The following is a 23,341-nucleotide window of genomic DNA, read 5'->3' as shown; positions in this document are numbered from 1 at the left end:
TGGCAAGCCGCAACCCAAAGAAGCCAACCAAAAGCAAAGGGTTACCAGCCGAGCTCGTGGAGTCTGGCGTCGTCGATGCCGAAGTGATGGCCGACCTCGTGGACGACCGTGACGCGCACCTCGTCGACGACGTCGTCCTCCGTATCGCAAATCTGGCATATCGGATTGCGGTAGATCTCGATGCGGTCGGGCAAGACCCCTGAGTACCAGTCGCCGCGTTCCGTGAGGGGGACACCGGTGTACAGGCCGAGCAGGTGGGGCTCCGGCGGGTCATCGACGACCGTGACGACGACATTGCTCATGGCGCGCGTGAGGTCGGGAGGGATCGTGTCCAACGCCTCGGCCACGAGTTCCTCGAACTTCTCCCGCGTAACCTCGATCACCCTTGCCATTCTGCCTCGTTCCCCGGGTAGGCAAGAAAGCGTATGAAGTTCGTTCACAGGTCAAAGGCAGCCATTCGGTCCAGGGTGGCGAGGGGCGCGGCGGTGCTCCTCGTGGCCGCGGTGGGTGCTTGGCTGGGGATCTTCCTCAGCGGCACCGTACGAGCCCAGGTCGGTCCCGTGGAGACCGGCATGTCGCTCCGGCCGGCCTGGAGCGGCGAGACGATCGTCGACGCCAGCCCGCTCGGCACGCTCACGTTCCGCACGCACGACGCGCCGCTGAGGCTGCGCATCACGCTCGAGAACATCGACCAGGAACGCGCCAAATCCCTCATCGAGGACCCGCGCCTGGCCGACCGCCTGCCGGGGCTCGTCGAGGGCGACCTCCTCGACGGCGTACGCGCGCTGGTGATCCGCTCGCTGCTCTGCGCGGGCGCCGGGGCCCTGATCGCGGTCCTGATGGTCTTCAGACGCCCCAGAGTGGCCCTGATGGGCCTTCTGGCCGCCTCCGTGGCGCTGGCGGGCACCGGGGCCCTCGCGGCCCTGACGTTCCGCCCCAGCTCTCTCGTCGAGCCCCGCTACTCGGGCCTCGTCGCCGCCGCGCCGTCGCTCGTGGGCAGCGCCGAGTCGATCGTCACGCGTTTCGAGTCGTACCGCTCGCAACTCACCAAACTCGTCACGAACGTCTCCAAACTGTACGACACGGTCTCCACCCTGCCGCTGTACGACGCCAACCCCAAGACCATCCGGGTCCTGCACGTCTCCGACATCCACATCAACCCCATCGCCTGGAACGTCATCCGCTCCCTCAAGGACCAGTTCAGCGTGGACATGGTCATCGACACGGGCGACATTTCCGACCATGGCACCAAGGCCGAGAACAAGTTCGTGGACGAGATCAGCCGCCTCGGAGTCCCGTACGTGTACGTACGCGGCAACCACGACTCGATGACCACCCAGAAAGCGGTCGAGAAGCAGAAGAACTCCGTGGTCCTGGACGACACCACCGAGACCGTGGCGGGCCTGAAGATCTACGGCCTGGGCGACCCCCGCTTCACCCCGGACAAGTCCGTCGCCGCCGACTCGGACCCGGCCGTGCTCGGCGCGTACGCCCGCTCCCACCTCGCCAAGGTGAACCAGCCGGACGTGATCGCCGTCCACGACCCGGACGTCGGCAAGGGCTTCTCCGGCGCGGCCCCCATGATCCTCGCCGGCCACACCCACGCCCGGAAGACGTCCATGCTCCCCTCGGGCACCCGCCTCCTCGTCCAGGGCTCGACCGGCGGCGCCGGCCTGCGCGCCCTCGAACACGCCCAGCCCACACCGGTCCAGGCCTCGGTTCTGTACTTCGACAGGGAGACGAAGCGCATGCAGGCATGGGACGACATCACGCTGGGCGGCCTGGGGGAGCAGTCGGTCTACATCCAGCGTCACGTGGAGCCCGACCCACAACGTATGATTTCCCCGGAGCCAACGAACGCCCCGTCGCCAACGGGACCGATCACTGGCACGCAATCGCCGTCCGCCGGTAAGCCACTTTGGCATCAGGGGCAATCGTCCCCTATGCTTCAGAGGTCTCCGACGGAAGGCGACAGGGAATCCTGAGCCCCCATCGTCTAGCGGCCTAGGACACCGCCCTTTCAAGGCGGCGGCACGGGTTCGAATCCCGTTGGGGGCACTGCGAGCGGTTAGCGCACCGGAAAAACGGATGGTCGAAGACCACCGAAGAGCTGGTAAGCTAAACGAGCGCAAACAGCAAGAAACGCAAGGTCCTGTAGAGCAGTTTGGAGTGCTCGCCACCCTGTCAAGGTGGAGGTCGCGGGTTCAAGTCCCGTCAGGACCGCTCTGGGTCAGGTAGCTCAGTTGGTACGAGCGTCCGCCTGAAAAGCGGAAGGTCGGCGGTTCGACCCCGCCCCTGACCACCTCCATTGACCTGCAAAAACGCCTCGAACGGATTGTCGTTCGAGGCTTTTTGGTTTTCTCTGACAGCAACAGTGACAGCAACGTCGCGATGGAGCATGGGTTGGACCACGGAATGACTCCCGCGCATCTCGCCGTCGAGATGGAGGACGCTGAGAAGCTTCAGAGGCTCCTCGATGAAGGTCTGAGTGTTCACGAGGAACACGGTGGACTCACGCTGCTTCACCACGCGATCGATGTGGAAGTGGACGGTCACGCGCAAACAGGTGATCGGCTCCATGTCGACATGACGGCGCTCCTGCTCGCCAACGGAGCAGATCCACGGCGGCGATCGCACGCCGGCGCAGGTGTCTCGGCGGGGCACTTCGCCTTCGTCAACGGTCACTGGTTGGCGACCCGGCTGATCGAAGCATGGCTGCGGGATCATCCCGAGTAGCCGCTGACAGCGACGTCGGCCACTGTAGCGCTGGCGATCATTGACGGGGTTGGAGATGCGTAGCTAACTTCCGGGATTTGTGACCCCTCAGTGGATCGGTGTGATCGGGACTGCTCTTGGCGCCGCGATCGGAAGTCTGGTCGCGATCGCTTCCGTCTTTCTCCGGGCACGCCAGGAGGCCGCAGCCGAGGCGCGCGAGGACAAGAGAGAGCAAGCCCGTAGAGCTCGTGATCGCGAGTGGGACATCACCGTTCAGGGGCTGGACGCACGGCGACAGACCTACGCCACCTTGTTAAGGCGGGTCGCGGCATACGGCCGGCAACTCGAAGCGATCACCGAGCAGGCTTCGACTTCGGTTGGCGACAAGCAGGTTCCGCACCCCCTCGGGGAGGAACTGCACACAGCCAGGGCAGAGCTCGAAGATCTGGTCTTTGAGGTCGATGTTCACGCGCAGCACCCCCTTGTTGGCGATGTACTGCGGCAACTCCTTCAAGAAGGCGAAGCAGCCCAGGATGCCTTGGAAGCAGGAGAGCAGGATAAGGCCAGGGAGCTTACTTCCCTCGTAGGCCCCTTGGTGGGGAAGCTACGCAACGTATGCCGGTGGGATCTTGGTTTGTATGGGCCAGATCCGTATGAGGACTTGAACAGCGCGCCAGAGTTGGCATCCGCCGAAGAGAAGGCGGTCGAGCAGAAAGAAGGCGCCCCAGCCGAAACGAGCTGAGGCGCAGCGAGTAGGGATAGATCAGCTGAGGGCATCACCGAGCTTGCCCAGAGCCGTCCGCTTGTCATCGAGTGACGCGTGAGCGTAGATCGTCATGGTCACCTCGATGTCGCTGTGGCCGACGATGTCGCGGACGACTTGGGGTGGGACACCGAGGTTCAGCAGGAGCGTCACACAAGTGTGGCGCAAGTCGTGGAATCGCATCTCGTCGAGCCCTGCAGCCTTGCGGATGGTTTCCCAGCTTCGGCGTAGGTTGTCCGGCTCCATCGGAGTGCCGCAGCGCGACGGGAAGACGAGGCCATGTTCTTTCCACTCCTCCCAGCGGTCCGAGCGCTCCGTGAACAGCTTCTTGCGGTGCTGCTTCAGGGCCTCCATGCAGATAGGAGGTAGCGGCACCGATCGTTCCGAGTCGGCGGTCTTCGGACGGACAAACTGGAGGCGGCCGGCGACGCGCTGGAGGCTCTGGACCACTTCGAGTTTGCCGCCTTCGAGATCGACGTCTTCCCACCGGAGTCCGAGGAGTTCCCCGCGGCGTAGGCCGAGGCAGAGAGCCAGGACGTACAGGGCATAGAGCCGGTGATCCTGAGCAGCCTTGAGGACTGCGCGAGCCTGGGGGACGGTCAGGCCGCGGTTGACCTTGTACTTGGGCACTGGCACCTTGACGAGCTTGGCGACATTGCGGGAGATGATCTCCTCTCGGACGGCGCACTCTAGGGCGTTGCGCAGGACGGCGTGGATGGACTGGACCATGCGGGTCGAGAGCCGGGATTCACAGCACGCGCCGGCCTTGAGAGCGCAGCATACGGGCTTGTCGCGGGAGGCATCCCAGCCGTTCCGGCAGCACTGGCACTCGGTGCGGACGCGATTGATGAAGAGCCGGACGTCCTGGGCGTTGAGCTTGCCGAGGCGCTTCTTGCCCAGGCCAGGAATGAGGTGGAGGCGGACCACGCCCTCGTACCCTTGGTACGTCTTCGGGCGCCTTTCCTGGCTGACGATGTGCTTGAGCCAGTACGTCAGGAAGTCGGCCAGCGTCCAGTTCTCGGACGAGACGGGGATGCCCTCGTCGGCCTGGCGAAGAAGCTCGGTCAGCTTCTTCCTTGCGTCCTCCTGGGTACGAGCGGAGCCTTGGACACGCTTGACGGTGCCTGCCGTCGTCTGGACGAAGGCGGCGTAGCCGTAGCGGCCATCTTTGCGTGGCCAGATGCTTCCCTCGCCGTTGGAGCGCTTGCGAATCCGGCGGCCGGTACGGCGCTTGGGCTCTTCCTCGGGCGTGCTGAGTGTCGTCTTCGCCATCAGGCCACCTCCGCCAGGGTCTTGATGCACTCGGTCAGGGCCTCGACTTCGATGAGGCGGCGACGGCCGACCTTGAAGCTTCGGAGTTGGTTGGAGCGGATCAGGGTGTAGAGGGTCCACCGGCTGACGCGGAGCCGCGCGGCGGCCTCGTCGACGGTCAGCACGAGGTCATTCATGTGCGGCCTCCGGTCGAACGGGATCTGTGAGCGGTGTGCCGGTTAGAGCGGCGGCAAGGAGCTGGTCGCCAGCAGAGAAGCCCTGTCCGGCGTAGGTCCAGTGGGCGATGACCAGGACGGTGTCCTCGTCGAAGAGCGGGAGCCGTCCGGTGGTGACCTGCTCGGTGCGCATGTGCTCTTCTCGTGCTGCGCGGAGTGCACCGAGCGTGGTGGAGTAGCGGCGGCTCTTGGTGGAGAAGTGGCCGCGGAAGCCGAGCATGTGTGCCCAGTGGGTGAGTCTCAGGTCGGCCAGGCCGGGATGTTCGCCCAGGCGCATGCAGGCGGCGATCAGGCGTCGGGCGTGGTCACGGATGGGTAGGGCGTCGAGGTTGTCGAGGGGTTGGATGCGGCGGTCCAGGGTGCCGACGCATTCGGCGGCTTTGGTGGCGTACTTGGCGATGTAGGCGGCGACGGCTTGTTCGGTGAGGTCGCCGTCCATGGTGATGCGGCGGACGTCGAGCTGTGTGCCCCACTGGAAGGTGCGGTGCTGTGGCTTGATCTCTGCTGTCACGACTGTGGCAGCGTGTTGGGCGGCTTGGGCCAGGGCGTCGGCTGTTGCCCAGGTGGGTGGTGGTGAGTTGGGGCCGTCGGGTCCGTCGAGCCGGATGACGGCGTGGAAGTGGACGACGCCGCGGCGCTGGTATTCGGCGACCTTGGCGAAGGCGATGCTGACGTGTTCGCGTAGGGCCTTGACGGTCAGGCCGTTTAGCTTGGCGAAGCGGCGACGGAGGGCGAGCGTGAAGCGCCGCCACAGTTCTGGGCTGATGGCGTTGAACAGGACCGAGCCGTCGTAGTCGTAGCACTCCGGACACAGTGGCTCTCCGAGGCGTGGATCGCCGGTGCCGTGCCGGTCGGTGCAGGACATGACCTGTCCGTGCGGGCAAGTCTGGGCGTCACGGCGGGCGTGGCAGGGCAAGACCTTGCCGTTCTTCTCCCGCCGCACGTGGACAGCTCCGAAGGAGGGTGCGGTGAGCGTGACGAACAAACATGGGTGTGCGCTGACCGTGTCGGGCACGCCCTTGCCGCCCACGAGGCCGGCACGGACGAGCTGGTAGGTGTCGGCGCGATAGACCTCGGCACAGGCCGGACAGCGGGAGGCGCGGCGGGTCTTGCACGGGACGCGTAGGACGCCGTTGGGTTCGGTGGTGGTGCTGTAGCGGTGTAGGAGTTGGCCGGTGGCCTGGTCGTAGTGTTCGACTTTGCCGTGCAGGTGGATGGGCTGACGGCAGCCGCCGGTGCGCTTGATCTGGCTGGCCCAGCGGTCGTAGTCGGGTTGGTTGAGCCGGTGGATCATTCCAGCCACGGCGTGGCTGTGAGCAAGGTGGAGCAAGATGGGTCCTGTCCTATCCAGTGACTCTGGTGTGGATGGCCCCCGGCCTGGCGCGGATCTTGGCGGATGTGTGGCCAGGCCGGGGCACTTGCGGCTATGCGCCGTGGTTGTCGATGCCGCTGCCGTTGCAGTCGGCGCAGGTCTGGTCGTCGGTAAGGCCGGTGCCGTTGCAGGTGCAGCAGCGGTAGTGGGCGAGCGTGGCGTCCATGGTCATCGGTCTTCGTGCGGGCTGTCGGGCATGACGCAGCCGCGGTAGCTGTCATGGGCGGCGTAGCGGGCGCGGGACTCGGCCAGGATCGCCACGGCGCGATACTCGATCGGGCCGAAGAACAGCGTGGTCGTGTAGTGGCCGTCCGCCCCGTCGATGTGGCTGCCGAGCAGGGCGGCCAGGCGGTCGAGTTCGGCGCGCATCTCCGCGTCCTGGGCGTCGGGCACGAAGTGGTGCACGGTCGTGCCCCAAGGCGTGGGGATCTCGGGGCGAGCTTCGAGCAGGTCGGCCAGGGCGCGGAGTCCAGCTACGAACGCGGGCCGTGAGTGGCTGGTGGACATCGAGGGCGTTCCTTTCACTGGCTATGGGCGGGCTGCAGGATGTGAAGGAGGTCAGCAGCGAGTTGGTCGGACACGCCCAGTCGGGCGCGGATGAGGTCTGAGGTGATCGGGCTGCCGCGCTTGGAGTGGTGCTCGTAGGCGACGCGGCGGGCGTAGGCCACGAGGGCCGGATCGGGCGCGGGAGCGTCGTGCTGGTGATCGACTTCGTGGGCCGGAGTCAGGGCAGGACGGTCAGCGTGCGGGACGTGCCGGGACTCCCCGGAGACGGCTTGGGACGTCTGCGCGGTTGGTGAGGACGTCTGCGGGACGTCCTTCGGTGTGTCGGTACGGGTAGTGGCGCGGCGTTCGAGCATGGAGACCGCGACGAGGAAGGCGCCGGCCGGGGTGGCGGCGGTGATCCAGCCCCAGACGGTCGGTGTGGCTTGGGCGAGGTTGGCGGCCAGGGACAGGACAATGCCTCCGGTCAGGACGAGGACGGGCCAGGAGATCAGTCCGCGTTGGGTTCGGCCGGTCTTCTTGTCGCGTTGGCGTTCGCGGGCGGCCATGACGCAGGTCAGGTCGATGCAGACGGCCACGGCCCAGGCCATCCAGCCGGTCTGGCCGTGCTGGCTGGCGGTGTCGCGGATGTGGGTGAATGAGCCTGCTCCTGCGATGAGGGCCAGGACGAGGACGGGACCGGTGTTGAGCAGCCAGGCGGTGATGTGGCGCATCTCGACCCCCTTTCGGTGCCGTTTCAGGCCGTCTGCTGGTCGGGCGTCTCCATGGGTTGAGCGGTCATCACGTCGGCCCAGGTCGGTGCCTGGTTGGCGTAGATGCGGGCGGCGTGTTCGGCCGCTTGTTCGCTGACGTAGAAGGACCGGGCGCGGTACCACTGGCCGTCTTGTGAGGCGACGATGGCGACGCCTGGCGTCTCGGCGGCGATGGCCCGTGCTGAGTCGAGGGCGGCGGGGTCGAGGTCGCCGAGGGTCATGGTGGCGGTCTCGGGGTCGTTGACCCGGTGGCAGATCCGTCCGGAGCACTGGGCCCGGAGCGCAGTGACGCCGGGGCCGAGGTCTGAGCCGATGCGCTGGCCGCAGCAGAACAGGTAGATGCCGAACGCTCGACCGAGCTGGGCGACCCGGAGCAGTGCGGTCGAGGTCTTGGCGATCTCGTCCTTCTCCGACTTATCAGCCATCAGGTACAGCTCGGCCAGCTCGTCGACCAGGACCACGACGGGCACCGGCCGCATGCCGGGCGGGAGCTGCCAGATGTTGCGGGCCGAGGCCATCCGGCACACGCCCATCCGGTCCGTCATGAGCGCCACCAGGTCATCCAGCAGCCCACCGCACTCCGCTCGCGTGGTGGCCAGCGCGGACAGCCGCGGCGCGTACGGAGTGAACTCCACGCCGCCCTTGAGGTCGAAGCCGACCAGGGCGACCGGTTGCGGGGCCAGGCCCACGATGAGCGCGTTGGCAAGGTTGGACTTGCCGGATTGCGTCGCTCCTGCGTTCAGCCAGTGCGGCACGGTGCGGAAGTCGATGACCCACGGCGTACCGGTCTCCAGCCGTCCCACGGTGACCTTGAGCAGTTCGGCGGACGGCGGGAGTTCGTCCACCTTGACCAGCGGGTCACGGACGGTGGCGGCCACACGGACCCGGCCGGGCTTGTCGGAGGAGACGCGCACGGCATGCACGCCCCAGGAGTGCGCCAGTCGTTCGGCGACGTCGGCGTAGTCGGCCGGGATCTGTCCTTCCAGGGTGTGCAGGGTGACGCGCCAGCCGTAGCGGGTCGGGAGCGGTAGCCACATGAACGGCTTGGTGTCCACGGCGATGCGCTGCCACTTGCGCCCGACGCGGACGACGCCGGTCGAGGCGACCAGGCCGGGGACGGTGGTGAACCAGAAGCGCTGCCGCTTCTTGGTCAGGTTGCAGCCGAGGGCGACCTTGCGCCAGGACGCCCGGATGCTGATGGCCGTGATCGGGAAGCCGATGAAGAGCCAGAAGGAGCGGTAGTGCCAGCGGTGCCAGGCCCAGAGCCCGGCCGCGAGGGCGACCAGGACTCCGAGCACCGTGTAGAGCTGGTCAGACACCGGTGGCCTCCTGCTGCGGGAGCAGGGCGGTGGCCCGGTAGGAGATGCCCCAGCGTCCGGCGATCTCCCAGACGTAGCCGAGCAGCCCGACCGCGTTGACGGCGTCGCCGGCCTTGATGGGCGGCTCACCCGTGATGCCGATCTTGACGAGTTCGATCCGGCCGAACTCGTCTTCCACGGAGACGGTGACCTCGTAGACGGTGTTGCCGTTCTTGTCGGTCTTGATCTCGCCGGTGTCCTTGTTGAGCACGCGAGGGCGCGGGGCCTTCACGCAGGTGATGCTGAGCTTGCTGACGTCCACGGGGATGGGGACGGTACGCATGGCGAATACACCTCTCGTCAGCCTGTTGATCAGGCGTTTCAGGACGAGGGAGACCGTGCCGTCAGCTCGGACGCGATAGCATCGAAGCGCCAACTAGGGTGCTAACGCATCCGGCCTGGGCGGGTCTCCCGCTCAGGCCACTTTCATGTGTGGCCTTCTCTCCGCCTTTCGTGAGCGGACCTCCTTGATCCACCCCTGAAACGCGAAGAGCGTTCGTGCTGGGCTGCCACCCTCCGATTACGGAGAGTTCCAGCTACAACACGAACGCTACCTGATACTGAGAGTAATCGCTAGTACTTAGAGTACGTGTGCACGTACTTTTTCTACGCCCCCACTCGATCGGCCAGTTCCCGCAGCTCAGACGACGTCGGATCCTGCATCGACAGTAGGTCGGACACGAGCTGCCGCACGACCCGATGGTTACGGACCTGCTCAGGCGTGATGCTCTCGGCCTCCAACAACTGAGCCATCGCCTCATCCACCTGACGACGCTGCGCATGCGCCCGCGCGAGATCCACCGCCAGCCGCGCCCGCCGCTCCAACGACAGCGTCGAGGCATCCACCGCGGCACCGACACGCAGCGCATGCCCGGCGTCGCCCACCTCCACCGCCACGGCCACCTCATGCAGCGCTACGTTGGCCGGCCCGAACTCGGTGTTGTAGTCGTTGCGCCCCTCGCCAACCCGCGCCGCCATCTCACGGGCCCGCGACAGGTGCCCGTACGCCACGTCGGCCTGATTCAGCCGCGAAGCCGCCACTGCCCGCTGCAAGGTGAGCCCACCCCACAGCGACATCGCCTCCAGATTGCCTTGATCGGTCAGGAACCACAGCGCCTCAGCGGCCGTGCGCGCCGTCTCCTCCACCTGGTCGAAGTGACGCGCTCCTAGGAACACGAAGCCCAGCCGGAACGCCCCGGCCGCCATCATCAACGGATTGCCCGCTCGCTCAGCCGCGCCGATGGCGCGATCCGCCGCGATCCACGCCGCCTCCGGTTCACCCAGCTTGGCCAGTGACGCCGAACACGCCTGATACGTCACCGCCAGCAGCTCGAACAGCTCGGCCTGCCGGTCTGCGGGTGCGGACCGCACCGCGCTCTCCAGGGTCGGCACGAGCCCGCGCAACAGCTCCGTCAGCTCGACGTAGCGGCTCTCATGCGCCAGCTCCCATGCGTGATCCACCCGCGGCTTGAGCTGATCTGTGGCAGGCACCGGCGTGGCGTGCAACATGGCCTGCAGCGAATGGGCGCCGGACAACACCAGCCGCAACCCGGCCGTCCCCGGCATCTCCTCATTGGTAGCCGCGACCACAGGCGCCTCGGCGGCCAGCTCCGACAGCGGCACATCCAGCGTCTCGGCGACCTTCTCCAGCACGGACATGCGATCGACCTTGCGCACGCCCCGCTCTACCTGCGAGATCCACGCCACCGATCGATCCACCAACCGGGCCAGCTCGGCCTGCGACAGGCCACGCCGCTTGCGTTCCTGGGCGATACGCCGTCCGAGCGCCCGCTGATACTCCATGCTCACGACGTCGTGCCCTTTCCGCTCTGCAGTCTCAGCCAGTCGACCTCGACCGAGGCCAGCAGCTCATCGCGAGCCGCCAGGAAGCGCCTGGTGTGCTCGGTCTGCTCGTGGGCGTCGAAGGCGTCTCGGTCCCGGTACAGCTCGTAGAAGATCCGCTGGAGCGGCTGGCCGTCCACCTGGTGTGAGGCGTACACGATTGTTCCCGGCTCGTGCTGGCGGATCGCCTCGATTGTCTCACCGACGAGGGTGTCGAACGCCGCAGCGCTGTCCTCGTCCTTGCAGGTGAATCGAACCATTAGTCCGAACATGTACGCCCTCCTGGCTCGCCGTCACGGTCTGGGATCTCGCTGTCTTTACTCGACCAGTACTTATTGTGCGGCGCAAGTACATCAAGTCGCTTGTACTTGAAGTATAGCACTAGTACTTTAAGTACTGATAGCGGTTGGCAGTGCTTTGACCTGCACGAACGCGAGGAAGCGGCGATGTCCCCAACGCTGAACAGCCCCAAAGAGATCCACCGGTGGTGTCGCAACTTTCCCGGCACCAGACCCCAGATCCGCGAGGCACGCCAGTTCGTCACCGACTACCTGGGCGACCGCCCCGAGACCGACATCGCCCAACTGGTCGTGTCCGAGCTGGCCACCAACGCCATCCGCCACACCCGAAGTGGACTTCCCGGTGGCCGATTCGGCGTCACCCTCCACGCGGGCAGCACTCTCCTGATCCTCGCCGTCCTCGACGAAGGCGGCCCCACCGCCCCACATCTGCGCCAAGCCGAAAACGACGACCTGAGCGGACGCGGCCTCCACCTAGTGGAGACCCTGACCACGCGTTGGGGTGTCCAAGGAGACGAAGTCGGCCGCACAGTCTGGGCCCTAATCCCGCTCGCCCCCGCCGGCCAAGCCGCATGAACGACTGCCTGTCTCCCCACCTGCCCGAGCCGCAACCGAACTGCACACGGCTCGTATGGCTCACTGCCCGCAAAGAGCCACGGCGCAGGACACTCCTCTGGACCTGCCACTGCGATGGCGTCATTTACGAACTGTGCGCCAGCGGCGGCCAAGCGTTCCTTAGGCGTACCAAGCCGAACTCCAGAAAGGCCTTCGAGACCCACCGCATGAGCACGCGAGAGGGGTATGCCACGTGGCACGCCCTACTCGAAGGGCGCGCACGGTAGCCACGTGCGCGAGCGAACCCATGCCTCCGGCCGGGATTGACAGAAACGGACGTCTACCGCGGAGACTTCCGCCTGGATACATCAAGATCATTTGAGGTCATGCGTTCGCGGATGAGAACTTTCTCTACGGTTTCAAGCCGCCGCCCGATGAGCGGCGGGCGGCCGGGGTGGTCCGGGCGGGCGTGCGGCCTCTCCGGGCCGGTCCCGCCCGGCCACCCCGGCGCACAATCGGACGCAAACTTGCGTCCAGTCGATATAGATCAAAGCCGGTAGAGACTATCGGTAGATAGCGAGGACCTCGATCATGACTGCTGGACCTTCCAGGTACTGGTCCTCGTGGCCCTCCTCTGGAGGCTTGCGCTCTAGAACGCGACGCTGGTTGCGTGGGAGAAGAGATGTCCCCGGCAGAGCAAGAAGAGGCTTCCACTGCCCGGCGCTCCACTTCTTTGTTATCTTCCCAACGATAATAACTCGCCCTTCAATCTCAGGATCACGAATGTTGGTAGCGTCTAGTTGTCCGGCGATCTGCCAATCTGCATCGTCAAGCTCACCAACAACGACGAGTTTTCCACCGAATAGCTGAGATGCCCCCTTGATGGCTTCTATTTCTTCCCTTGAAGGAAGTCCGGAGACATCGAGATTGAACGTTGCGGCGTACGGCAGGAAGGTCTCTATTTGATCTAGGGTATCCGCAAGGCCGCCTTGCGGAGCCAAAGCCTTAATGATCTCTGGAATGTAGGCGTCGCACTCAACGCTTATCATCGCTCCGAACCCAGCGTCCTGAAGGCCGTGGCTTGTATCCAGTACTTCGATCCACCCGCTTGCCTCGGGAGCAGCGGTTGCGAGTTCTAGTAGGCGTTCGAAACGTGCATGTGGCGTATCTGTGAGTGAGAGTGTTTCCTCATTTTGTTCCGACCGTTCAATGCCACCCTTCGCTGCCTTGACGTCAATGCCGGCATCCTTCTTTCCTCCACGCGTGCTTTTCAGCTCGCGAGAGCTACGCAACCCTCCTTCGAGGGCGCTTACATAGTCGGCGAGCTTGGGCTCGTCCAGGTAAAGGAAACGCTTGAGCATGCCAGACAGGGTATTCCTATGTTCGTAGGAGTGCATCTTGCTTAGCTTAGGCCGTGACGATCGCTCACTTCGGTGCTGAACACACGGGGTCAGGGCGATCGGCTGCCGCGGCCCTCCTTCGTCGGGCCTTGCCACCGGACGGCGTGGCTGATCACAGTGTGCTGCCGCGGCGCCGGCCTGCCAGGTAGTCGCAACGGGTCAGGGCAGTGCGGCCCACAGTAGACAATTCGTAGGTCTCCGTGCCTCAGGCATGCTCGGATCGACGTACAACACCGTAGAAGGTGCTGGTGCGCTGCCTTGCCCCGGTCGCTGACGACGTCCCTGAGCTCAGTGGCGAGGGCGACATACCCCCGGGCGGGACAAGCACACTGCGCGTCGATCGGAGAGATAGCTCTTGTGAGGATTTAGCCCGTTTTGTCAGTCTGGGCTTCTAGGGTGGTGCTCGGCCTATCCGCACTCCCACTGGAGTCCCCGTGACGCAGGGATCCTCTGACGCTCTCGAACCGATCGACAACGACCGCGACCACGTCGTTGAGGAAGAGGCGGTTCACTGGTTGACACCTCCTCCCGAGAGCGGGACTAGTTTCATGATCGGATCGGGTGGCGACAGCGCGACCCTCATACGACTTCAACAGAAGCTTCTTGCGGACCGGGCCTATCTCAGGCCTCCCGGGTCGGTGACGGGATGGTCCATCATTGAGCGGCAGCTACAAGCCCTGCTGTGGCGGGTATATGGTCGGCTACGCACAGCAGACCTCCAGCGCCCAGATAGCTTTGAGGCTCTCGCCATCGTCTACCTGCCCTCGGCCAGCGCGGAGATGTCGCTCAATCGGGTTAAGATTGCCATTCAGGAACTGGGTTGTGAGATCGTCGACGAAACTGACGTAGTTCACGGCAGTCTCTGGCAGGCTTTCACCCTAGCATTCAAGCGTACGGTCACACAGGAACAACTAGAGGAGGCTGGAGACTACGCACTCGCCGCCGCACGAAACAAGGTCTATACCGAAACACAAGCTGCCGTCACTAAGACCCTTGCTGAGGCCGTTGCCACTCTGTTGCAGGCCATGAAAGATGAGTCCACTGGTTCTGTCCTGGTCGGCAACCTGTACGTCGCCAAGGTCGACGGCGTCCCGTTTGCGATGGAGCTAACCGCCGCGCAAGTAAAGAGCTATCACACCAGCACCACGCTTCAGAAGGATCCTGTCGCTGCGCTCTCTGCCTTTAGAAGCGCGAACTCTTCCATGAACTCTGAAGGGCTAGAGCGAGTATCAAGATTTCCTTCTGTCGAGACGCAGCAAGCCCTTGAGCAGTAGTCAGCTTACAGCTGCCTCGCCTGTCGGACATGTGGGGTTTCGCCACTGCAGTACAGCACAGAAGTAGTGCAACGTGCCGTCTGACGTCAGCCACCATGAACCACATGGCCAGGCCAGAGGCACGTTCGTCAGGGTGATGCCCTGCTCTACGGAACAGAAGGTTATGGGTTCGCCTCCTGATTCAAAAAACTCATGATGGTATAAATGAGGCCGTCTGACCATTCGGGGTCAATATCTTCGTCTTCTTCGCTGTCTTCATCGCTAACGTTATCGATGCCGTAGCCTTCCATGGCTTCGCTAGCCCCGGGCCAACGGACATAGTAATCCGAGAAAATTCTCATAAACTCGAATGCGGCGACGAGCTCGTCATCATCAAGCACGTCGTCGGGTGAGCCGTATTCGTAGAGCTCCATAAGGTAGTCGGCCCGTTCTACCGCCTGGGCGTCAATATCGCGCAATACCGCCTTATCTACAAATTCGGCAAGTCTGTGCGCCCAGGTAGCGGCTGTGAAAAGCCCTTTCTCGCTACGGTCGCGATTGAACAGAGCTGTAAGCCCTTCTGCGAGGACAGATTTGTGAAGTTTCCGAATTTGTGGATTCGGAGAGCTTGCTGTCGCTCTAATAAGTGCTGCAATATCCTCATATCGTCCGCCATAGATGCTGCCCTGCTTGCTAATGTGGGCTGCAACGCGCTCACCAAGACGAGGAAGGCACAGTTTGTCAGACATGTCGAGCGCGATAGCCAGATACCCGACCAATCTGTGTGTCGAGGCTTTCGCCGCTTCCAGAGTTACTAGCGCGGCTTCTTCGATCTCACGAGACAGAGGGTGGAGGTCGATCTCAACTTCGGGCTGGTCACAAGCGTCAGCATCAGGATGATACAGCCAGATATTGGAAACTTGGTCGAACGAACGTGCAGTACGCAAGACGCGTTTTAGCAGGCTGTTATCGTCGTTCATTTTTCGGATGACGAAGTCGTTCACAGAGGGATTGCTGAACTCCACATACTGGCGCGACTGCTCACGATATACTTTTATGAAAGTGCCATCGAGTATCTGGAGACTGCGTCTCATCTGGGAACTATCCCAGTCAGTATGACATAGGAGCGCTTCCTTTATATCTGGAAGAAGCGCCTCCCCGCCTAGAGAAAATAGAGTAGCGAGAAGTATCCGTTCCTTCTCTGTAAGCTGGTTTTCAAATATGTGCCTCCACACATGTGTGGGATCATTTAGGCGGGCCTCTAGTTGTGCTGTAATATCACCCCAACTAGAATCGTAAGATGTGCCCAACACATCAGATATAATCCTCGGATTGAAATTGGGATGATCGATGATCTTACGGTAGCCGTCAGGCTGAGCTAGGCGTGCTTTCTCTGCAGCCGGCCATGTCGACCAGAATGTGTGATTGTAGAGAATCCTGGCTTTCGTCTCTCGATCATAGGAATCTAGATCTACAACGCAGGTAATTGGATCGAAATTTTCGCGATCAAGACGCTCGTAGCGATTCTTTCCTTGAGCCAGAATATAGCTGCGGGTTGTGCAGATAAGCCTCTTGTTCGGTTCTCTGCCGATACGTCTCAACAACGCAATTAGTCGAGCATCTTCGTTCTTGTACAACTTATCCTCAAGAGTGCTCTGGCCCAGGAAATCGTCATAGACAAACACTTGCTTTGCATTGGCATTCCACATTCGGTAGGCGTCTTCAATGTTCTCCGAAATTGCAACGAGCTCATAGCCTGTATAGGCGTAGTAGGCGCTGAGTACTTGCGCCAGAGTCGTCTTTCCGACTCCCGGACCGCCCGTAATGATGCATACATGGTTTGCATCGAGCAATTTCAGTGCGTGTCTATAGCTAGTGGTTGGCACATACGTCCTCAACGTTTGCTGTATATCATCAGCAAAATGCATAGAACGCCACAAGATGTTTCTGGAAATTGCGGCCTCCAGCATGTTGACATCGTTGAGCCAGAGCCGTATATGCTTCCTTATAACTTCCGGATGGCTTGCCATCAAGGCCAATAGCTCGTTGATGCCGAAAACGTCGCTTGCTGATACTATGAATGGATCGAAAGCTGTGTACAATTTATCTTTCGCATCCTTGGTCATTTCAACTGTGGATGCAATGATGTATCGCGTGGGCTTGATTTTCTTCACCTTAGGAAGTTCGTTGTCAAGCATGTGCTGAACAAGCTTCGCTCTGCCGCTCCTCATCCAATGCTTGCATTGAATAATTATTTTCTCGCCGTATCGGTTCATATACCTCAGGTCGATACCACCATCACCTCCGGCTGTAAAGATTTCCAGCCTGACGTTGAGTTCTGCCTCGAAAAGATCTTTGCAGAGACACTCGAAGTCGAAGTCTGTCAGCTTGTGGAAGTCCATGAGGTCCATGCCGAATCCTCATCTCTTGTTGCTTTGCCGCCATTGAGTGGCTTGGTGAAAGACATAGCTTGTATAGCGACTGGAGGAAGAGCTTATCCCTCGCCTGCGCTGGAAGAGTCGATTTGCTTCGGGATCCGCGATTGTAGCGGCAACCTGCCCCAGCGGGAGCGGTCAGCATAGGCTTGTGGCTGACCAGTCAGTTCGACAAGCGCCAGCGGTTGACGTATCCCCAGATCCTGAGTGAGCAGCAGAAGTTGGTGGCACGCTGTCTCCCCGCGCGAGCTCGACTGCGGCGCCGGAGCTCGGGAGGGTTTGGCGATGGCGTAGGGGGCACCCTTCCTGATGGTCAAGGGGTGACCCCAGACCAAGGTCCGGCGAATACGAAGGCTCTCTTGTGCAACAGCACACAGTACAGGCCGTGGCGATCGCGGACTTGGGTTCCTTTCCTACAGACTGGGGGATCGCTGGCCAGGCCCTCCTTCGCCAGTCCTTGCCACTCAGCTCGTGGCTGGTGAAAGCAGCGCTGACAGCAACGTCCCCGCACACCGACGCGTCCGCGGCACTATCTACACACGTCTGACCACGGGATCGATGTCCCGAGCAGGGCGATTGCTCCGCCTGAAAAGCGGAAGGTCGGCGGTTCGACCCCGCCCCTGACCACCTCCATTGACCTGCATGAAACGCCCCGGGAGCGATTGTCGCCCGGGGCGTCTGCGTGTCGTCCGCCGTTATTACGGCTCCGGAGCCAGCGGGAAGATCTCATCCATGACGGGGCGGATCTGCTTGCGATAGAGGGTCTCAGTGACCACCGTGTTCGTGTGTCCGGCCAACCGTGAGATGTGCTCCTCGATCGGCATGTCACGAGCCGACTGCGCCTGGCCTACCAGCCGTCCCACTCTGGCGTGCGCGGTTCTGAGCGCATGAGGAAGCTCAAGATTCGGCGACAGTGGCGGTGCATGAACCAGCTGCTCTACGAGGAACGTGCCTGACAAGTTATCTGCGGCTGTCAGGCACGTCCTTCACCCCCTGAGGGGCCGATAGGGATCCGCGTCACTCGACCTGATCCTTGCCTCGGTCACCGCCGCGGCGATGCTTGGCGCTCGCCCAGCGCGTTGCGCAGGCTGCACGCGGGAACCCCTGGCCTGGCCGGGTCACGACGTGGCATCAGGCGCGCCTCCGACACTGGGCTCGGCCCAGGTGCTCGTTTCCGTCTTGTGCGCCTTCGCTTCTGCGGCCGTCATGCAGGCGAAGCAGGCTGAGTCGGGCATCGATGTCCCGGACTCCGTGAAGGATGACGCATGAGCAGGTAAGACCGGGCGCGTGGTGCTACGCCACCTTGGCCGAGGCAGCGGTCCAGGTGTTGCACGAGGCAGGGTCGGCGGTGGCGAAGCCCCGCTTGAGCCAGTAGCCGATGCTGGACGCCTTTCCCCATCGGCGATCCTTCCCAGAGGCGTCACCGCTGGGCAACGTCAGGAAATAGCTCCAGTCCTTGCCAGTACGCCCGGTCAGTGGCCAGACGCTCTTGATGAACGCGGCGGTCAGGCAATCCCGTTGCAAGCTGTGGCGCCGTTCCTGCTCTTGGAACTCGGACTTATTGCGGTACTTCACCACGTCGTAGGCGTCCGCGATGCCGACGAGTTGTTGGACGTGATAGCTGTACATGTAGCCGGCCTGATACAGCATCCAGAGGTCTGTGGGGTCATCCAAGTATTCCTTGCCGACTTCGAATGTCAGCGTGCCGGTTTTTTCGCAGTAGTAGGCCTCTGACTCGTCCTTCTGAGTGAAGGTGGATCCGCAGTACTTCTTCGGTATTTGGTCCACCTGCCGCACCTTGACCGGGCGGTAGGGCAGGTTCGCGCTGGTGAGGTGTTGCTCCCAGGACGTTTCCAGGCAAGCGAGCATCGCGTTGATGTAGGCGCGTCCGAGCTGGCGATTGTTGCGCTTGAGCGGGGGTTCTTCACAGGTCGTCGTCGGGAGGACCCCGGCGTCGTAAAGGGGATTGGCGATCAGCTTGGGATGTTTGACCGGATACGCGGTTGCTGCGGCGGCCGTTCCGGCTAAGGGGGCCATGAGCACGCACGCCAGTACGGCGATCTTGACGATTTTCACGATTCCCGACCATAAGGGGAGGCGGCAGGTCACGCAATTGCGGAGCAGCGGGCCGCCTCCCGCGATGGCTCGCCGGAGAGGTGAGCGACGCCTTCGCGGGACTGCGGACGTCGGTGTAGCCGAGCGCGGTCAGGGCGGACGCCCGCGTCTCACGAATGGCCAAGCCGCAGCCATGCTCCGCACGGCAGGCGTTGAACCCTTGACGCCCTACCCAGGAGCCTCGCAGCCCTGGCTCGGCCGCTGCGTCCGCTGCGGCAGCGAGATCACTCCGCGCCGGACATGCCGCCTGCAAGTTTTGCGCTGGGGCGGGGCGCCCACCACGAACAACGAACGAGGACGTGGCAGCAGTTCGATAGCTGATGGCCACCCTTTCGAACGTCAGCGAGGGTTCTGGTTGCCGCATTTGTTTGGGAGGCGGCATCCAAAGCTCGCCGGCCCTGCTCTACGTCCTTGCCCATCCGGGAACGAGCGTCGCCTGCGTTGGTGTCACCGGCCTGGACCTCACCTCGCGGCTGGGACATCTGTTTCGCTGCGGATGGCAAATCCATCACATGGCTCCAAGCCCTCGCCGGCAATTGTCAGGCACGCTCGTCAGCGACGGAAATCCCTTCTCAAGGATCTCACTCAGGCCCGCTCGTGCGCGTCGTACGTCAGCGTTGCCGCTGTAATCAATGAGTCACGTCTCATCGATCATGAGGCAGATCTGTGAATGTCTCGGCCTGGCTAGATCGGGAAGCGGCCGCGGTGGATGCGCCAGTGGCGGCCGGCCTTCAGGTGGTCGACGATCGCGCGCTGGAGCACGGTGCGGCGTGGTAGCTGGTCGAGCGGCGTGGTCAGGGTGCGGAACACGAACCGCAGCACCTCGACGTCGGCGTCCTGCCCTTCCGGCTCTTCGTAGGGCTCCAGCTCGAACCTCTGCTGGAACCGGACGATGTTGGAGTCCTCGGGCAGGTACTCCAGGAGTTGCGGGTCGAGCAGCCACGAGCCGCAGGAGAACGCCGTGTAGCGCTCGTCGGGAAAGTGGCGGGGGAAGAACGCGCGGGCCTCGTCGAGCGACGCCGCGACCGCCTCCGGGGTCATCGGCCCCGCCTCGGGGATGTGCAGGTGGATGGTGGTGTCGCCGCGTTGGTGCTGCAGCCGGCCCAGTTCGTAGATGCCGCCGCGCGAGTGCAGCGTCAGCCAGCTCTGCATGACCGGCCAGCCCTCGCGGTGCATCCGCCGGTCGATCGCGAGGTTGCGGCCCAGATCCGCGAGGGTCGCCCACGACACGGCATCGGTGATGCCGTGGTCGCGGTGGTACTTCGTGACGACGTCGATGAGGGCCAGGTACGCGTACACGTAGAGATGCCGCCAGGCGGGGCCCCGTTCGCGCGGCAGCTCCGGACCGGGTGGCAGCCAGCCGTGGCCCCCGAGATCGGCGCGGACCAGGGCGATCGAGCGGTCGAGCAGCCAGCGCAGCTCCGGAGTCCACAGGGGAGAGTCGGGGTCGGGCCAGCCCGCCATGATCTCGGCGGCGTCGTCCGGCCGCACCGCGAGCCGGTCGAGGATCGCGGGCGCGTCGGCCTTGGCGGGCAGCGGAGCCGATGGCCGGTCGCCCGCGAGCCGGTGTACGCGGTCGACGTCCTCGACGGGTACCCCGAGCCGGGCGGCGGTGGCGTCCAGATCCACACGGACGATTCTACGATCACTGGCCACGCCACGGAGAAGAGTCAAGGGATCTGCGTTGCTCTTGCGGAAGAGGCGTTCCCGAAGGCTGTTCAGGCCCAATTATCGGCGTGGTGGCGAGGGCTGCTACGGCGGCGAAGTCCAGGATGGCGGGCCGGACGACGTCACAGGAGGGCCTCACCGGTGCGTCGCCAACGGGCCGTCGGCGGTCTGAGTCCCCATCTGACCAGCGACTACGTTTCTGGCGTATTCGGCGCCCACCCGTCATCCGAGGCAGGAGCGGACGGCCTTGGCCAGGTTCGCTGCCCGCGGGTCGTCGGGCCGATAGTTCCAGAGGTTCGTGACGTAGCCGAAGCCGACACCGGCATCCGGGTCGGCGAAGCCGATCGATCCGCCGGAGCCCGGGTGACCGAACGCCCCCGGCCCGGTCAGCGGCATCGGCGGGCAGGCCCGCCAGAACCCGAGCGACATGTAGAAGGAGCGGTCGGCCGGGAGGTTCAGCCCAGGCGGCAGCCCGTGCATCGGCGTCCTGTCGGTCTGGACGACGGTCATCCTCTCGACCGTCGCCGGTTCGAGCAGCCGCACCCCATCGACGTCGCTGACCGTGGCGGCGTACATCCGCGCCACCGATCGGGCGTCCGCGAGCATGTTCGCGGCCGGGAACTCGGCCGCGCGCCAGGCGCGCGTGAGGTAGACCGCGGGGTCGGTCAAGGCGCCGCCGAGCTCGCCGGCCCGGGCCTGGACCGAACCCGGGGCCCACACGGCGTTCACCCAGGCGGTGACCGTCTCCGCATCGAGCCCGGTCGTCGCGATCAGCCCGGCCAGCAGCTCCTCCACGCTGAACGGGGCGGCATCGTGGAGCCGGGCCACCCGCTTCTCCTCCTTCTCGGGCAGCCCGATCCAGGCGCTCAGCCCGAGAGGGGCGGCCACCTCCTCGGCGAAGAACGTGCCGAGCGACTTGCCGGTGATCCGGCGTACGACCTCTCCGACCAGGAACCCGTACGTGACGCTGTGATAGACGTGCTCGGTGCCCGGCTGCCACAGCGGCTTCTGCGCCTCGAGCGCGCGGATGACCGGGTGCCAGGCGCACGCCTGCTCGAACGTCAGAGGCCCGTCGACGATCGGCAGACCGGCCTGGTGCGACAGTAACCAGCGCACCGGGATCCGCTCCTTGCCGGCGGCGCCGAACTCCGGCCAGTACCGGGTCACCGGGGCGTCCAGGTCCAGCTCGCCGCGCTGGACGAGCAGGTGGGCACAGATGGCGGTGGCACCTTTCGTCGTGGAGGCCACCTGGACGATGGTGTTCCTGCGCCACGGCCGGTTCGCCTCGCGATCGGCGAGGCCGCCCCACAGGTTGACGACGGGGCGGCCGCCCACGTAGACGCTGCACGCAGCGCCGACCTCGCCACGGTTTCTGAAGTTCGCGCGGAACGCGTCGGCGACCTTTCCCCAGCCGTGCTCGACACCGCGCTCGCCATCGCCCCCACCGCCGCTCGCGGAGGCGTTGGCGCGGCCGGCGAGGGCGGCATGGGTGCCGGCGAGCGCGCCGGCGCCCAGTACGCCCCTTAATACGGTTCGACGTCCGATGTGTCCCTGTTCGGGGGTCCCGCTTGTTGTGTCTGTCATGCTGGGATTCCTTTGATTGAAGCTTGTGGTTACGCGTCCCAGGTGACCGGGAGGCTCTTGACGCCGTAGATGTCGGCGGTCTCGGGGCGCAGGGCGACCTCGTCGGCCGGTACGGCCAGGCGCAGCGTGGGGAAGCGGTTGACCAGCGCGGGGAGCGCGGCCCGCAGCTCCACCCGGGCCAGCTGCTGGCCCAGGCACTGGTGGATGCCGTGCCCGAAGGCCAGGTGCCCGCCGTTCTGCCGGCGCAGGTTCAGCGCGTGGGGGTCGGGGAAACGCTCGGGGTCGCGGTTGGCGGTGTTGTACGACAGCAGGACCGTCGTACCGGCCTCGATGGTCTGGCCGCCCAGCTCGACGTCTTCCAGCGCCACCCGCTGGAAACCCTTGGCGACGCTCAGATAGCGCAGCAGCTCCTCCACGGCCTGGTCGGTGAGCGTGGGGTCGGCGCGCAGCGCGGCGAGCTGGTCCGGGTTGCGCAGCAGCGCGAAGGTGCCCAGTGCCAGCATGTTCGCGGTGGTGTCGAACCCGGCCGACAGCAGGATCAGGGCCATGCCCTGCAGCTCCTCGTCGGTGAGGTCGCTGTCGGTGAGGTCGCTGAGCACGTCGTCGGTGGGGTTCGCGCGCTTGGCGGCCACCAGCTCGGCGAGGTAGGTCTGGGTCGCGGTGTAGGCCGCGTACAGCTCCTCGTCGCTGACCTCCCCGCCGAGGAACTTGTCGATGTTCTCCTGGAAACGGCCCCGGTCCGCGTACGGCACCCCCAGCAGCTCGCAGATCACGATGGCCGGGATCGGCTTGGCGAACGCGGTCACCAGGTCAGCCGCCGGCCCGGCCTTCTCCATGGCGTCCAGGTGCTCGGCGGTGACCTGCTCGACGCGCTCGGTCAGCAGTCGCATCCGCCGTACGGTGAACTTGCCGATCAGCGGCTTGCGGTAGCGGCCGTGCCGGGGCTCGTCCATGAGCAGGAACTCGCCGGGCGGCGCCGGCGGGACCTCGATGTCGCCGTAGTCGACGGTCGGGTGGTGGCGCATGAGCTCCCTGCGCGAGCTGAACCGAGGGTCGGCCAGCACCGCCCTGACCAGCTCGAATCCGGTGACCAGCCAGCCCTGGTGCCCGTCGGGGAAGGGGAAGCGGCTGATCGGGCCGTGCTCGCGAGCCTCGGTCAGCTCCTTGGGCGGGTCGAAGGGGCAGCCGGGCTGACGCGCCGCCGGCATCGGGGTGACAGTGTGGAGGGATTCAGTCATG

General features: G+C 64.3%; 22 protein-coding genes and 3 tRNA genes. 8 read left to right on the top strand and 17 right to left on the bottom strand.

Going from position 1 to position 23,341, the window contains the following annotated elements; translation table 11 throughout:
* Positions 1-41: 41 nt before the first annotated feature.
* Positions 42-392, bottom strand: a complete 351-nt coding sequence (locus H4W80_RS31905) for a metallopeptidase family protein (RefSeq protein WP_225963778.1) — start codon at positions 390-392, stop codon at positions 42-44.
* Between the two features lie 93 nt (positions 393-485).
* On the opposite strand from H4W80_RS31905, the gene H4W80_RS31900 reads away from it, so the two are divergent.
* The 6 genes from H4W80_RS31900 (at position 486) to H4W80_RS31875 (ending at position 3,457) form a co-directional block, all read left to right on the top strand.
* Positions 486-1,985 carry a metallophosphoesterase family protein gene (locus H4W80_RS31900; RefSeq protein WP_318787159.1) on the top strand — a complete coding sequence of 500 codons (1,500 nt, stop codon included), beginning with the start codon at positions 486-488 and terminating at the stop codon, positions 1,983-1,985.
* Positions 1,986-2,058: transfer RNA gene (locus H4W80_RS31895), tRNA-Glu, on the top strand.
* Between the two features lie 90 nt (positions 2,059-2,148).
* Positions 2,149-2,223, top strand: a tRNA-Asp gene (locus H4W80_RS31890).
* A 5-nt stretch (positions 2,224-2,228) separates the two neighbouring features.
* Positions 2,229-2,302 (top strand) — tRNA-Phe (locus H4W80_RS31885).
* Between the two features lie 101 nt (positions 2,303-2,403).
* Positions 2,404-2,736, top strand: coding sequence for an ankyrin repeat domain-containing protein (locus tag H4W80_RS31880; protein WP_225963777.1), 333 nt, complete (start codon positions 2,404-2,406; stop codon positions 2,734-2,736).
* 79 nt (positions 2,737-2,815) lie between these two features.
* Positions 2,816-3,457: a hypothetical protein gene (locus tag H4W80_RS31875; protein WP_192788468.1), complete on the top strand. Its 642-nt coding sequence runs from the start codon at positions 2,816-2,818 to the stop codon at positions 3,455-3,457.
* Between the two features lie 21 nt (positions 3,458-3,478).
* On the opposite strand, the gene H4W80_RS31870 is transcribed toward H4W80_RS31875, so the two are convergent.
* The 9 genes from H4W80_RS31870 to H4W80_RS31830 form a co-directional block, all read right to left on the bottom strand.
* Positions 3,479-4,750 carry a tyrosine-type recombinase/integrase gene (locus H4W80_RS31870; protein WP_192788467.1) on the bottom strand — a complete coding sequence of 424 codons (1,272 nt, stop codon included), beginning with the start codon at positions 4,748-4,750 and terminating at the stop codon, positions 3,479-3,481.
* The gene (locus tag H4W80_RS31865; RefSeq protein WP_192788466.1) at positions 4,750-4,926 is read right to left on the bottom strand and encodes a helix-turn-helix domain-containing protein; all 177 of its coding nucleotides are present in this window, start codon (positions 4,924-4,926) and stop codon (positions 4,750-4,752) included. The genes H4W80_RS31870 and H4W80_RS31865 overlap by 1 nt, the downstream gene beginning before the upstream one ends.
* A complete protein-coding gene (locus tag H4W80_RS31860; RefSeq protein WP_192788465.1) occupies positions 4,919-6,259 on the bottom strand; it encodes a replication initiator in 1,341 nt (446 codons plus the stop codon). The genes H4W80_RS31865 and H4W80_RS31860 overlap by 8 nt, the downstream gene beginning before the upstream one ends.
* 246 nt (positions 6,260-6,505) lie before the next feature.
* Positions 6,506-6,844 (bottom strand): hypothetical protein, encoded by a 339-nt coding sequence (locus tag H4W80_RS31855; RefSeq protein WP_192788464.1) that lies wholly within the window; start codon positions 6,842-6,844, stop codon positions 6,506-6,508.
* 14 nt (positions 6,845-6,858) lie between these two features.
* Positions 6,859-7,554: a DUF2637 domain-containing protein gene (locus H4W80_RS31850; protein WP_192788463.1), complete on the bottom strand. Its 696-nt coding sequence runs from the start codon at positions 7,552-7,554 to the stop codon at positions 6,859-6,861.
* Positions 7,555-7,577: 23 nt separating this feature from the next.
* Positions 7,578-8,912, bottom strand: a complete 1,335-nt coding sequence (locus H4W80_RS31845; protein ID WP_192788462.1) for an FtsK/SpoIIIE domain-containing protein — start codon at positions 8,910-8,912, stop codon at positions 7,578-7,580.
* Positions 8,905-9,234, bottom strand: coding sequence for an SCO3933 family regulatory protein (locus H4W80_RS31840; RefSeq protein WP_192788461.1), 330 nt, complete (start codon positions 9,232-9,234; stop codon positions 8,905-8,907). The genes H4W80_RS31845 and H4W80_RS31840 overlap by 8 nt, the downstream gene beginning before the upstream one ends.
* 323 nt (positions 9,235-9,557) lie before the next feature.
* Entirely contained in the window at positions 9,558-10,754 is a 1,197-nt protein-coding gene (locus H4W80_RS31835) for a helix-turn-helix domain-containing protein (RefSeq protein WP_225965481.1), read from the bottom strand.
* A gap of 2 nt (positions 10,755-10,756) precedes the next feature.
* Entirely contained in the window at positions 10,757-11,053 is a 297-nt protein-coding gene (locus H4W80_RS31830; protein WP_225963776.1) for a putative quinol monooxygenase, read from the bottom strand.
* Between the two features lie 186 nt (positions 11,054-11,239).
* Here H4W80_RS31830 and H4W80_RS31825 point away from each other — a divergent pair, with 186 nt between their 5' ends.
* Positions 11,240-11,668 carry an ATP-binding protein gene (locus tag H4W80_RS31825; RefSeq protein WP_192788458.1) on the top strand — a complete coding sequence of 143 codons (429 nt, stop codon included), beginning with the start codon at positions 11,240-11,242 and terminating at the stop codon, positions 11,666-11,668.
* Between the two features lie 542 nt (positions 11,669-12,210).
* Here H4W80_RS31825 and H4W80_RS31820 read toward each other — a convergent pair.
* Positions 12,211-13,008 (bottom strand): DUF6414 family protein, encoded by a 798-nt coding sequence (locus H4W80_RS31820; protein ID WP_192788457.1) that lies wholly within the window; start codon positions 13,006-13,008, stop codon positions 12,211-12,213.
* A gap of 473 nt (positions 13,009-13,481) precedes the next feature.
* Here H4W80_RS31820 and H4W80_RS31815 point away from each other — a divergent pair, with 473 nt between their 5' ends.
* On the top strand, positions 13,482-14,321 hold the full coding sequence (locus tag H4W80_RS31815; RefSeq protein WP_192788456.1) for a hypothetical protein: 840 nt from the start codon (positions 13,482-13,484) through the stop codon (positions 14,319-14,321).
* A gap of 161 nt (positions 14,322-14,482) precedes the next feature.
* Here the strand turns inward: H4W80_RS31815 and H4W80_RS31810 are convergent, their stop codons facing one another.
* The 6 genes from H4W80_RS31810 to H4W80_RS31790 form a co-directional block, all read right to left on the bottom strand.
* Positions 14,483-16,711: an nSTAND3 domain-containing NTPase gene (locus H4W80_RS31810; protein WP_192788455.1), complete on the bottom strand. Its 2,229-nt coding sequence runs from the start codon at positions 16,709-16,711 to the stop codon at positions 14,483-14,485.
* 722 nt (positions 16,712-17,433) lie between these two features.
* On the bottom strand, positions 17,434-17,559 hold the full coding sequence (locus H4W80_RS62935) for a hypothetical protein (RefSeq protein ID WP_264086016.1): 126 nt from the start codon (positions 17,557-17,559) through the stop codon (positions 17,434-17,436).
* A gap of 469 nt (positions 17,560-18,028) precedes the next feature.
* Positions 18,029-18,811, bottom strand: coding sequence for a neutral zinc metallopeptidase (locus H4W80_RS31805; RefSeq protein WP_192788454.1), 783 nt, complete (start codon positions 18,809-18,811; stop codon positions 18,029-18,031).
* Positions 18,812-19,534: 723 nt separating this feature from the next.
* Complete coding sequence (locus tag H4W80_RS31800) at positions 19,535-20,479, bottom strand: acyltransferase domain-containing protein (RefSeq protein WP_192788453.1); 945 nt, start codon at positions 20,477-20,479, stop codon at positions 19,535-19,537.
* A 261-nt stretch (positions 20,480-20,740) separates the two neighbouring features.
* Positions 20,741-22,102: a serine hydrolase domain-containing protein gene (locus tag H4W80_RS31795; protein WP_192788452.1), complete on the bottom strand. Its 1,362-nt coding sequence runs from the start codon at positions 22,100-22,102 to the stop codon at positions 20,741-20,743.
* A gap of 29 nt (positions 22,103-22,131) precedes the next feature.
* Entirely contained in the window at positions 22,132-23,340 is a 1,209-nt protein-coding gene (locus tag H4W80_RS31790) for a cytochrome P450 (protein WP_192788451.1), read from the bottom strand.
* Between the last annotated feature and the right edge of the window lies 1 nt (position 23,341).

Source organism: Nonomuraea angiospora, assembly GCF_014873145.1.
Taxonomy (GTDB): domain Bacteria; phylum Actinomycetota; class Actinomycetes; order Streptosporangiales; family Streptosporangiaceae; genus Nonomuraea; species Nonomuraea angiospora.
The sequence above is the reverse complement of the archived record's forward strand: the minus strand, read 5'-3'. Positions and strand labels throughout refer to the sequence as shown.